The sequence below is a fragment of the Aestuariivita sp. genome (genome assembly GCF_021404545.1).
Classification (GTDB): domain Bacteria; phylum Pseudomonadota; class Alphaproteobacteria; order Rhodobacterales; family Rhodobacteraceae; genus Aestuariivita.
Window position 1 is genome coordinate 14,699 of the sequence record NZ_JAAWWD010000035.1, and the last position, 12,116, is coordinate 26,814.

The following is a 12,116-nucleotide window of genomic DNA, read 5'->3' on the forward strand; positions in this document are numbered from 1 at the left end:
CGCACCGGACCGGGCGGCAGAGGCCGCCCCCTCAGCCCTGCCGCACCCCCTCCGCCACCAAAGCCCCCGGATACCGAACTCTCAGCGCACGATGAGGGTGCCCTGAAACCGGTCCAGAAGGGCGCTCTGCGCGTGCGGCAACGACCCCTCGGCCACATGGATTTGCGCCAGAAGGATCTGCGCCTGGGCGGGCGAAACCCGCTGCGCGCGCAGTCCCGAAGATGTGGCAAGGCTGGCGCCTGACAAAAGGGCCAGAGCCCATGTCCCATCCGTCTTGCGTAGAAAGGCGCGCCCACCGTGATTGCCATATACCCAGCCCGCAACGGCCAGATCGTCGCTCAACGCCAGGACGGGCACCTCGACCTGCGCTTGCATCCGGCGGCGCAGCACTATGGTGACGGCCTTGACCTCCCCCTCCATCGCACTGGAGGCATCCGAGTGATCCGCGCCATGCTGGGAATGGTCCATCGCAGGCGCATCGGGATCGCGTTCCTCGATCCAGAACTCGACCTCGATCTCGCCCGCACGTTCAAAAACCAGGGTTACGAGAAACCTTTCACCGACCTCCAGCGGATCGCCGTCGAGACCCATAAACATGATGTGCTTGCCTCCCGGCTCCAGCGTCACCCGGGACTGGGCCGGAATGTCGAACCCGTCAGTGCCGATCATTCGGGCGATGCCGTCCTCGACCACTGTTTCATGCAGCGTCGCGCGCAAAAAGGGAGAGCGCACTTCAATCAGCCGATCCGCCGCGTCGCCATTGTTCATCAGCGTCAGATATCCGATCCCGCTGCGTGCGGTCTTTGCAGTGGGAAAGCTGTGTGGGTGGGCCACGATGAGGTCACCAACGCCATAGCCATGCGGCAGGGCGGGGCTGGCGAAAAGAAGGGTTGCAAGGGTTATCAGAATACGGATCATTTGGTCTCTCCCGGAGGATCAGTAGGCAAAATGCGGGTCATGGTGGCGGGGTGGCCTTTGGGCCAGGGATCGGCAAAATCGGGATTGGTGACGAAGCTTTCGTCGGTGAGGCTCTGAAGAAAGGCGATCAGATCTCCCACCTCCTCGTCGGTGGCCTCAAACCCGATCAAAAGGCCGCTCTTGTTGGGGTGATCGGCCCCGATACCGGCATAGGGGCCGTCGGCGATGGTGCGCCCACCTGCCGCGTAATGCGCAATCACCTCGCGCAGCGTGGTAATGGATCCGTCGTGCATGTATGGCGCGGTCAACGCCACATTGCGCAGCGACGGCGTGCGGAACTTGCCGATATCCTCATCGCGGCCGGTGAATTCGGATAACCCCGCCTGCCCTGCGGGATAGGCGCCTGTGCCCCCGATGTTGTAAAGGCCGGTGTTGTGAAAGGCCGTCTCGGCAAAGGGCGACCGCGCGGTCTGCATGTTGTCGGTGAACATCACCCCCATATGGCAGTGATAGCACTCGAACCGATGATCGAAGAAAAGCTGTTCGCCCCGCTTTGCAGCCTCCGACAGCGCCGTCGTCTGCCCACCGTATTTGAACCGGTCATAGGGGCTGTCGGTCGAGATCAGGCTGCGCTGGAACGCGCCCAGCGCCCGGGTGATGGTAAAGAGATCGACAGAGCCGCCGCGCTCGGGGAAGGCCGCGGCAAAAGCGTCTCTGTAAAAGTCATCCGAAGCCAGACGCGCGAACATCTCCTCCTCGCGGCCTGACATGCCCATCTCGACCGGCTCGGTGCCGAAAAGCGGAAAGAGCGCCTGAAACTCCAACGCGCCGGCATGTGGGTTGGCCCAGGTCAGCGCCGGGTTGTATCCGGCATTGGCCAGGCTTGGCGCGTTCTTATGCGCGGTTGTCCCGAACACGCCGCGCGACAGAACAACCCCGTCGGTAAACGCCAGCTCCTGCACGTGGCAGGACGCACAGGCAACCGTCTGATCAACGGACAATCGCGCATCATGGAACAGGTGCCGCCCCAGATCGACCTTGGCGACACTCATCGGATTGTCTTCCGGCACCGGAGGGGGGGCCATCCAGGCAGGCATGCTCCAACGATAACCCAGATGATCCAGAGACAGCGCTGCAGGCGTCGCGGGCCGCATTAAGCTGACCCCAAGCGCCATCGGCGCGGCCAAAACGGCCGCGCCGAACACATATATCCAGCGCATGGTTTAGCGCGCCGAGATCAGGACCTGCGTCTCGGCCCCCGCCTCGTTGAATGGCAAGCCCAGTTTCGGCAATACCGTGGTGCAGTCGGGATCGTTGGGAAACGACATGCAGCCCGGGCTGGTCTCGGGTGTGTTGCGCGTCAGATCCGAGGTCCCCAGAACCGGAGCGGGGTCGATGACGATCGTTTGGGCGGCGGGATCGAACCCCTCCAGCGTCACGGTCATCACATTGGGGTTGGCGCAGGGCGCGGCCGGTGCCTCGGTCCGCGAGGCCGCGCCGCACAGGGTCGAACCAAGATGTAGGAACCAGCCGCTGGCGCCTTCCGCCCCGCCCGCGCCTTCGGCATGGGTGCTGCTGGCGATGTTCATCCCGTCCGCCGTCACCGGGCTGGTCTCGAACTTGATAAATTTGTAGCCGCCGCGCCAGTTCCAGAACATCGCGGTCAGGTTCAGCGGCGAAGGCGCCAACGTCGGATCGCCGTGGTTCCAGTCAAAGGGCACACCCACATCGAAACGCACCCCGGTATAGGTGCCTTGGGGCGCAGTACCCCGCACGGTCGCGTTCATCTCGGCCGTTCCATTGGTGCAGGATCCCGTCGCGTCTTCGAAATCCAGCAGGGCAACGGTGTCTACCTGCCAGCGCCCATCCTCGTCGAGGGTTAGCGGCACCTCCGTGCCATCATCGGACATCAGCGAGATGTTCGAGACGAACATGCGATAGTCCAGCACCTGAACCGGCGTGCCGGTGCTGCCCAGCCCGCTATAGGTCTGCGCGCAGGAAAACGGGGTTCCGCCCAACTCGGCGGCGAAAGTCAGGTCGATGGTTTGCTCAGCCAGGGCTGGCGTGGCCGCAAGACAAGCGGCCAGAACTGTGAAACGTGCCATGATGCACTCCAAATGGCAGGCGCGGCGCGGGGCCACGCGGGATCAAAGATAGACGGGTTCGATCAGGCCAAATGAGGGGGCGCGCGCGCGGGGTTGTTGGGGCGTGCGACCTGCGCGATCTCTGGAGCGGGCAGGAGGGGGGCGTTTGCAACAAAGACGGTCAGCCCGCGCGCCGGCGTCTGGGGCGGATCGCTCAGAACGGCCAACTCCAATTCGCGGCAGAAGGGGCAGTCGGGATGGGCATGCGGCGCCGTGCCATCGGCGCAGATATCCTCCCACGATCCCCCCGCTGCCAGATAAGCGGCAAGTTCAGGGGCCATGAGAGCACTGTTTTGGCTGTGGGATGCAGGCATCAGGGCCGCGTTCACCACAAACAGCATCGCCAGCGGCCAGATCACCAGATATCTCAAACCGTTCAGCACCATGCCTCCCAAAACCCGCTTGGTCGCTCCACAGCGGACGATATCGCGTTTGGCGGCCCACAAAAAGGGCCTTTCGATCCAGCGTCGATCAATGACCAGAACCGTCTGACACCACTGCCACACCGATCGGTCGGAGGTTTGAACCTTAAGCCCGGTGGAGCTGCGCCGCGACCCCTTGCGGCGCAATCGCGGTCAGACCGCGGCGCGGCTGCCTTCACCGCCTATTGATCGTACCGGGTCGCGCCGCGGCGGCGGGCGTCAAGCGGTTCGGACAGAACCACGGCGTGATGCGCGCGCTGGTCACAGTTCAGCCGTGGACAGACCCGGCAGTTGATGCCGATGGGTGTGATACGCCCTTCGGAAAGCGCCAGCCCCTCAGCATAGCCGATGGACTTGACATGCTCGACCGCGCAGCCCATCGCCACCGCCAGCCGCACATCCTGCGCATAGCGCGTGACCGAGGGACGGTTGACCGTGCGGGAGAACACGAAGAACCGGCTTGCGTCAGGCATTTCGACGAATTGCGGCACAATGCGCCCTGGCGTACGGAACGATGTATGGACCTCCAGCCGGGGACAGGCGCCGCCATATTCGGCCAGATGAAAATCGGTGGCGTTGAATCGCTTGGTAACATTCCCCGCCTTATCGATTCGCAGAAAGAAGAACGGCACCCCTCGCGCGCCGCTGCGTTGCAGCGTGGTGGCGCGGTGGCAGGCCTGTTCGAAACTGACCCCGAACCGGGTGGCGAGATGGGCGAAGTCGTACTTGCAGGCCAGCGCCTCGGCCAGAAAGGCGCCGTAGGGCATCAACACGGCGGCGGCGAAATAATTGGCCAGTTCAACCCGGCAGCGGGTCACGCCGCGCGGGTCGTCGAAACCCGCCTCCGCCAGCAGCCGGTCCAGCACTGCCTCCTGCTCGATCAGACCGCATACATGAACCAGTTGAAACACGCGGTTGGGATGATCCAGCGCCTCTGACAGCAGGACAACGCGCCGATCCTCGTCATAGGTGCGCAACCCGCCCGACATCTGCGCCACCGGGACCACCTGCACCGTCAAGCCCAGCGCATCGCGCATCCGAGCCTTTAGGGCGGCATAGACATCGTCGGGTGCCACGGATGCGCCCGCCCAGAACCCGGCAGCTGCCGTTTCCAGTTCGGGGAAGTGGTTCTTGTGGCTGCGAAAGAAGTTATGCACCGTGGCTTCGGGTGCGGCGCCGGGTGGGCCAACCTCCTGATCATGCGCTTCGGTCACCGACATCAGCCGATCGGTCGCGGCAAGATAGGCGCGGTGCAGGCGCAAAAACGCGGCCGCCAGATCCGGGCTGTGCGACAGGGCCGCACGCAGCTGCGGCAGGTCCGGACCGCCGGACGAGAACAGCGGATCCTGAAGTGCTGCGCGCAGATCGGCAAGCACAGCGGTATCCTCATCCTCGGCGATGTCGCGCCAGTCCACGCCATACACCTCAAGCAATTTCAGAAGGACCGGCACAGACACGCTGCGCTCATTCTTTTCCAGCAGGTTTACATAAGAGGTGCTGATGCCCAGCGCCCGGCCCATATCGGCCTGGGTCTGGCGGCTTTCCTTGCGCAGGCGACGCAGGCGGGGTCCGATGAACACTTTCATAGACACTTACATACCGAAAATTTTACAATTTTACAATTTATACATTTGTAAAATTTTGCATTCACAGCAGGACCCGGAACCGTTTCGAGAATCGCGGTTTCGCAGGCATGGTGCCCGAAATTTCAGCAGGAGTTGAGACATGCGCACCGGACAGACCCACCTTTTCATCCCTGGCCCCACCAATGTGCCAGAGGCTGTTCGTCAATCCATGAATGTGCCGATGCAGGACATGCGCGCGCCAGATTTCGGCGATCTGACACTGGGCCTTTTCCGCGATCTGAAAGAGGTGCTGCGCACCGAAACCGGCGAAGTGATGATCTTTCCCGGCTCGGGAACCGCCGCGTGGGAGGCCGCGATCACCAACACGCTGAACCCCGGAGACAGGGTGCTGATGAGCCGGACCGGTCAGTTTTCCACCCTATGGGTCGAAATGGCCGAACGTCTTGGCCTGGAGGTCGAGGTGATCGACCTGCCTTGGGGGGCCGTTGTACCGGTCAAGGAATACGCCCGGCGCCTGGGCAATGACAAATATGATGAGATCAAGGCCGTCTTCGTCACCCATAACGAAACCGCGACCGGGGTGACCTCTGACGTGGCCGCGGTGCGCCGGGTGATGGACGAGTGTTTCCACGACGCGCTGCTTTTTGTGGACGGGGTGTCCTCTATCGGCTCGATCGAGTTCCGCATGGACGACTGGGGCGTCGATCTGGCCGTCACCGGCAGTCAGAAGGGGCTGATGCTGCCTGCGGGCCTCGGCATCCTCGGGATCAGCCAAAAGGCGCTGGAGGCCAGCAAGACCGCAACCATGCGCCGCGCCTATTTCGAGTTCTCGGATATGCGGGCGTTGAACGCGGATGGATATTTTCCGTACACACCGCCCACACAGCTCTTTCATGGGTTGCGAAAATCGCTTGACCGGATCCTGCGCGAGGAAGGTCTCGATACCGTGATCGCCCGCCACCATCGGCTGGCCGAAGGCGTCCGGCGCGGGATCGCGGCCTGGGGCCTGGATCTGGTGGCCGAACACCATACGCTTTTCTCCGATACCGTCTCGGCCATCCGGGTGCCGACGGATGTGGACGCGCGCGAGGTGCTGCGCATCGCCTATAAGGAGTACAACACCTCCTTCGGCTCGGGCCTGGCACGGCTCGCGGGCAAGGTGTTCCGCATCGGCCATTTGGGCGACATGAACGAGGGGATGTGCCTGACCGCGCTGTCGATTGCCGAGATGTCGCTGCTGCGCGCAGGCGTGCCGCTGCAACTGGGATCGGGGGTTGGTGCCGCCCAATCCTATTTCGCCTTTGACGGGCAGATCGCGCCCGCCATGCGCGTCGCCGCCGAGTAACCCTGACACACAGATCGGAACCACACGCCCATGTCTCACATGCTGTACCCCCTGCGCAGGCAACGCCTGCAGCGGTCCGAACTGGCGGTGCCGGCCTCGAACCCAACGATGATCGACAAGGCTGCCGACGGCCCTGCGGATTACGTCTTTCTCGATCTCGAAGACGCCGTCGCCCCTCCGGAAAAGGAACAGGCCCGAAAGAATGCGGTCCAGGCGCTCAACGACATCGACTGGGCGGGCAAGGGCAAGACCGTGTCGGTGCGCATCAACGGGCTCGACACCCATTACATGTACCGCGATGTGGTCGATGTGATGGAGCAGGCCGGCGACCGCGTGCATACGCTCTTGGTGCCCAAGGTGGGGGTCCCCTCCGATCTCTATATGGTCGAGGCGATGGTCAATCAGATCGAACAGGGTTGCGGCATGGACACCCGCGTGGGTCTTGAGGCACTGATCGAAACCGCGCTCGGCATGGCCAATGTCGAGGCGATCGCCCAGTTCGGCGGCAGGCTCGAGGCGCTGCATTTCGGGGTCGCGGATTACGCCGCCTCGATGCGGGCGCGCACCACCAATATCGGCGGGCTGAACCCCGATTACCCGGGCGATCAGTGGCATGCCTCGATCACCCGGATGGTGATTGCCTGCCGCGCCTATGGCCTGCGCGCCATCGACGGGCCGTTCGGCGATTTCAGCGATCCCGACGGCTACACCGCCGGGGCCAAGCGCGCCGCGGCCCTGGGCTGCGAAGGTAAATGGGCGATCCATCCTTCCCAAGTCGATCTCGCCAACGCGGTCTTCAGCCCGCCCGAGGCGGAGGTCGCCAAGGCCCACCGCATCATCGACGAATTGCGCAAAGCCGAAAGCGAGGGGCGCGGAGCGGCCTCCCTCGATGGCAAGATGATCGACGCGGCCTCCGAAAAAATGGCCCGCAACGTCATCGAGGTGGCCGAAGCGATCACCGCCAAGGCCTGACATCCCGTAGGGCGGGACTTGTCCCGCCTCCCCTGTCAAGGAGACCCGATATGGACATCCACGAATACCAAGCCAAGGACATTCTGGCCCGTTTCGGCGTGCCCGTGCCACGCGGCGGGCTGGCCTACTCCCCCGAACAGGCAGGCTACCGCGCCCGCGAACTGGGCGGCGAGGCCTGGGTCGTCAAAGCCCAGATCCATTCCGGCGGCCGCGGCGAGGCGGGCGGCGTGAAGCTTTGCAGGAGCGAGGACCAGGTGCGCGATTACGCCGCCACGCTCTTTGGTCACCGGCTGATCACCAAACAGACCGGCGCGCGCGGCAAGGATGTCTACCGCGTCTGGGTCGAGGGTGCTTGCGATATCGCGCAGGAGCTGTATCTCGGCTTCGTGCTCGACCGCAAATCGGAACGGATCATGATCGTGGCCTCCGCCCAGGGCGGGATGGAGATCGAGGATCTGGCCCAGGATCAGCCCGAAGCGCTGGTGCGCATGATCATCGACCCCGCCGTGGGCCTGGTGGATTATCAGGCACGGGAGCTGGCCTTTCGGCTGGGGCTCGAAGGCGGGCAGATCGCCCAGATGGTCACCGTGCTTCAGGCCTGTCACCGGGCCTATAGTGAGCTCGATGCGATGATGGTCGAGATCAATCCGCTGGTGATCACCGGCTCGGGCGATCTGGTCGCACTCGATGCCAAGATGTCGTTTGACACCAACGCGCTTTACCGCCGCCCCGATGTGGCTGCCCTGCGCGATCCCAGCCAGGAGGACCCGCGCGAGGCGATGGCCGCCGATCACGGGCTGGCCTATGTCGGGCTCGACGGCGATATCGGCTGCATCATCAACGGCGCGGGCCTTGCCATGGCCACGATGGACATGATCAAGCTGTCGGGCGGGGAGCCTGCGAATTTCCTCGACATCGGTGGCGGGGCCAGCCCCGAACGGGTCTGTCAGGCGTTCCGCACGGTGCTGTCGGATGCCAATGTCAGTGTGATCCTCGTCAATATCTTTGCCGGGATCAACCGCTGCGACTGGATCGCGAACGGGGTTGTGCAGGCTTACAAAGAGGTCGGTCTGACCCTGCCGGTCGTGGTCCGGCTTGCCGGCACCAATGTGGCCGAAGGTCAGGCGATCCTGCGCGGATCGGGCCTGCCCATCACCGCCACTGACACGCTGGCCGAGGCGGCAGAAGCCGCAGTTGCCGCCCGCCCGCATCCCGTCGCCGCATAAGCCCCATAAACGGAGGACCCCGCACATGGCTATTGTGATAGATGAAACGACACGCGTTCTGGTCCAGGGTATCTCGGGCCGGATCGGCCAGTTCCATACCCAGGAGATGATCGAGGCGGGCACCAAGGTCGTCGGCGGCGTCACACCCGGCAAGGGCGGCACGAGCGTACTCAACCGCCCCGTTTTCAACACCGTGCGCGAGGCGGTCGAGGCGACCGGCGCCGAGGCGAGCCTGCTTTTTGTCCCGCCCCCCTTTGCGGCGGATGCAATGATGGAGGCCGCCGATGCGGGCATCAAGACCTCTGTCTGCGTGACCGACGGCATTCCCGCCCAGGACATGATGCGCGTCAAACGCTTCCTGCGCCGTTATCCGCGCGCGCGCAAGATGCGCCTGATCGGGCCGAACTGCGCGGGCGTGATCTCTCCCGGCAAGGGCTTCATGGGCATCATGCCCCCCGCTATCTACACCCCCGGCCGCGTGGGCATCGTGGGCCGCTCGGGCACGCTGGGCTATGAGGCGGCCAGCCAGATGCAGGCGCTGGGGATCGGTGTGTCGACCTCCGTCGGCATCGGCGGCGATCCGATCAACGGATCGTCCTTCCGCGATATTCTGGAGCTGTTCGAGGCCGATCCCGACACCGACGCGGTGATGATGATCGGCGAGATCGGCGGCCCGCAGGAGGCCGAAGCGGCCGCCTTCGTGCGTGATCGCATGACCAAACCGGTGGTGGCCTTTGTCGCGGGCCTCTCCGCACCGCGGGGTCGGCAGATGGGCCATGCCGGTGCGATCATCTCGGCATTCGGCGAAAGCGCGCAGGAAAAAGTCGAGATCTTGCAAGAGGTCGGCATCACCGTGGCCCCGAATCCTTCGGCGATGGGAGCAACGATGGCCCAGGTTCTGGGCGGCAAGGCAGCCGCCTGATCCGACCCACACGCTCAGGTCGCGACGCTCACGAACCGCGCGCGCGGGCGGATGATCTGACCGCTCTCGATCTGTTCGATCGCATGAGCGGTCCAGCCCACCGTGCGGGCAACCGCGAAGAGGGTGAAGGCCGCCGCCTCCGGCAGAGCGTAGGCTTCGGCCATAGCCGCCAGAGCGGCGTCGATATTGGGCGCCATCCCCAGACGCTGCGACAGCGCGCGCGCTTGCTGGACCGCCGGACACCCCTCACCCATCGCCTCAAAGAGGGCGGTGGCGCGCACATCTCCTTCGGGGTAATGCGGGTGTCCAAATCCAAACCCATACGGCGTTAGTTCACGATGAGACGCCAGAAATGCCTCCATCGCGTCTGGATCCGCCCCGGTCCGGAGAGCCTCGCGCGCCTTGAGCGCGACCCCGCCATGGCGCGGACCAGACAGCGTCGCCAGACCGGCAAGGATCGCCGCGGGCAGGCTGGCTCCGGTTGACGCGCAGATCCGTACCGCAAAGGTCGACGGGTTCAGGTCATGATCGCTGAGCAGCACAAGCGCGCGGCGGATCGTGTCCTCGCCGCTTGGGTCAACAGCCCAATGTCGGGCCAATTGGCCGTGGATCGGCACCCCACTCTCCAAATCCCGGCCCAGCAGGGCCCGCGTCAGCCCGAAAAGAAGCTGCGCGCCTTCCCCCGCAAGTTCGGCGCGGGGCCTGCCCTGCATCGGCGCGGCCCGGGCGGCTCGTCCCGCCAGATCAGCAAGCCCTCGCGCCAAAGGCGTTTTGCCGTCTGGACCGTCTTGCCCCCGCCCATAGCCCGGGGTGATCGCGGACATGCGCCAATGCAGCGCGGCGATCTGCTCCAGCGTCATCCAGTCGGCCAGTTCCACCGCACGCCGCCTGCCAAACCAGAGCATGCCGTCGCGCACCTCGGCCACGGAGGTGTCGAGCACCGGATCGCCCCAGCGGATCGCGCCTGCCGCCACATCTGCCCGTGCGCGCGGGCGGCGGTGCCTTGCCGCCAACGCCTCCACATCCGCGCGCGCGTAAAGGCTGCGCCTTGGATCCGCGTGATCCCGGCACGCACGGAGCAGACCCCGGCTGACGTAAGCGTAAAGCGTCTGGCGCCGCACGCCCAGCACCGCGCAGGCAGTTCCGGCATCCATCCAATCCCGATCAGTCATAGGTTGATTATCTTTATCAAGATTGAGTGCGGATCAACCCAACGCGTATCCCTGGAGCAAAAGGAGACAGCCATGCATCCGTTCCAGACAGCCATCGCCGATGCGTTGGGCACCGCCCCGACCGACCAGCCAAAGGTGCGCCTTACCGGCGCGGGGACCCTTCCGGCCTGTTTCGATGTGACCGGGCTGGCCACCGCATCGGTGTCGGCTGCGGCACAGGAGCTGGCCGCGGCCTCGGGGGTGGAGGACGTGCGTGTTGACCGGCGCCTGGCCCTGAAATGGTTCGACATGACGCTGCGCCCCCAAGGCTGGCAGATGCCGGGGGCATGGGACCCGATTGCCGGGGACTACGCCGCGCGCGACGGGTGGATCCGTCTGCATACAAATGCCCCCCGCCACCGCGCGGCCGCGATGTCGGTGTTGGGCTGCCCGCCCGACCGGGACGCGGTTGCCCGCGCGGTTCAGCGCTGGGACCGGGACGCGCTGGAAACCGCCGTAATCGCGGCAGAAGGCTGCGCCGCCGCCATGCGAGGGCTTTCAGACTGGGCCTGCCATCCGCAAGGCATGGCCGTCGCCGCCGAGCCGCTGATCAGGTGGGACGAGACCGGCCATTGCGATCGGCAAACCGGCCTTTCCGGTCTGAGGGTCCTCGACCTGACCCGCGTTCTGGCCGGACCGGTCGCCACCCGGTTTCTGGCCGGATTTGGCGCGGATGTGCTGCGCATCGACCCGCCAGGCTGGTCCGAGCCGGGGGTCGAGCCAGAGGTCACGCTTGGGAAACGCTGCGCCGGTCTCGACCTGCACACAGACGCTGACCGCGCGATCTTTCGACACCTGCTTTCACAGGCCGATGTGCTGGTTCACGGTTACCGCCCCGGTGCGCTCGACGCTCTGGGGTTTGGCTCCGATACGCGCCTGAGCCTCAATCCCGCGGTGATCGATGTCAGCCTGAACGCCTATGGATGGACGGGCCCTTGGCGATTGCGGCGCGGGTTTGACAGCCTGATGCAGATGAGCACCGGCATCTCCGCCGAGGGCATGGCGCGCGGCCAGGCGGACCGGCCCGTGCCGCTGCCTGTCCAAGCCCTTGATCACGCGACCGGATATCTGATGGCGGCGGCCATATTGCGCGCGCTCCGCGTTCGGGCTGCGACAGGCCGGGTGCTGCGCGCCCGGCTGTCGCTGGCCCGCACGGCATATCTTCTGACTTCGGGCGGCGCCCAAGACCTGTCGCCGCCATTGGCACCCGAAAGGCCGGCCGATCTGGCACCTGAGCGGGAAGAGACCGGTTGGGGGCCGGCGCAGCGGGTTCGGTTTCCGGTGACGTTGGCAGGCCACCCGCCCCGCTGGCCGCACCCGGCCGGGCTGCTGCGCCGCCATAGCGCCGCCTGGCGGGCGCCAGCATGAGG

At 65.1% G+C, this 12,116-nt stretch carries 11 protein-coding genes; 5 read left to right on the forward strand and 6 right to left on the reverse strand.

Annotated elements, in window-relative coordinates; translation table 11 throughout:
* Positions 1-81: 81 nt before the first annotated feature.
* The 5 genes from HEP69_RS10930 to HEP69_RS10950 all read right to left on the reverse strand — a co-directional run bounded on the left by HEP69_RS10930 (position 82) and on the right by HEP69_RS10950 (position 5,070).
* Positions 82-918, reverse strand: a complete 837-nt coding sequence (locus HEP69_RS10930) for a copper uptake system-associated protein (protein ID WP_290558558.1) — start codon at positions 916-918, stop codon at positions 82-84.
* A complete protein-coding gene (locus HEP69_RS10935) occupies positions 915-2,138 on the reverse strand; it encodes a methanobactin export MATE transporter MbnM (RefSeq protein WP_290558559.1) in 1,224 nt (407 codons plus the stop codon). Before HEP69_RS10935 ends, HEP69_RS10930 begins: the two co-directional genes overlap by 4 nt.
* A 3-nt stretch (positions 2,139-2,141) precedes the next feature.
* Entirely contained in the window at positions 2,142-3,023 is an 882-nt protein-coding gene (locus HEP69_RS10940; protein WP_290558560.1) for an MbnP family copper-binding protein, read from the reverse strand.
* Positions 3,024-3,085: 62 nt separating this feature from the next.
* Entirely contained in the window at positions 3,086-3,631 is a 546-nt protein-coding gene (locus HEP69_RS10945; protein WP_290558561.1) for a hypothetical protein, read from the reverse strand.
* A 35-nt stretch (positions 3,632-3,666) separates the two neighbouring features.
* A complete protein-coding gene (locus tag HEP69_RS10950) occupies positions 3,667-5,070 on the reverse strand; it encodes a helix-turn-helix transcriptional regulator (protein ID WP_290558562.1) in 1,404 nt (467 codons plus the stop codon).
* 139 nt (positions 5,071-5,209) lie between these two features.
* On the opposite strand from HEP69_RS10950, the gene HEP69_RS10955 reads away from it, so the two are divergent.
* The 4 genes from HEP69_RS10955 to sucD are packed head-to-tail and all read left to right on the forward strand — an operon-like array spanning position 5,210 to position 9,535.
* Complete coding sequence (locus tag HEP69_RS10955) at positions 5,210-6,415, forward strand: aminotransferase class V-fold PLP-dependent enzyme (RefSeq protein ID WP_290558563.1); 1,206 nt, start codon at positions 5,210-5,212, stop codon at positions 6,413-6,415.
* Positions 6,416-6,445: 30 nt separating this feature from the next.
* Positions 6,446-7,387, forward strand: a complete 942-nt coding sequence (locus HEP69_RS10960; RefSeq protein WP_290558564.1) for a CoA ester lyase — start codon at positions 6,446-6,448, stop codon at positions 7,385-7,387.
* A 50-nt stretch (positions 7,388-7,437) separates the two neighbouring features.
* A complete protein-coding gene (locus tag HEP69_RS10965; protein ID WP_290558565.1) occupies positions 7,438-8,613 on the forward strand; it encodes a malate--CoA ligase subunit beta in 1,176 nt (391 codons plus the stop codon).
* Between the two features lie 25 nt (positions 8,614-8,638).
* Entirely contained in the window at positions 8,639-9,535 is an 897-nt protein-coding gene (gene sucD / locus HEP69_RS10970; protein WP_290558566.1) for a succinate--CoA ligase subunit alpha, read from the forward strand.
* 14 nt (positions 9,536-9,549) lie between these two features.
* Here sucD and HEP69_RS10975 read toward each other — a convergent pair whose 3' ends face one another.
* A complete protein-coding gene (locus HEP69_RS10975; protein WP_290558567.1) occupies positions 9,550-10,707 on the reverse strand; it encodes a citrate synthase family protein in 1,158 nt (385 codons plus the stop codon).
* A gap of 72 nt (positions 10,708-10,779) precedes the next feature.
* On the opposite strand from HEP69_RS10975, the gene HEP69_RS10980 reads away from it, so the two are divergent.
* Complete coding sequence (locus HEP69_RS10980; RefSeq protein WP_290558568.1) at positions 10,780-12,114, forward strand: CoA transferase; 1,335 nt, start codon at positions 10,780-10,782, stop codon at positions 12,112-12,114.
* Positions 12,115-12,116: the final 2 nt, after the last annotated feature.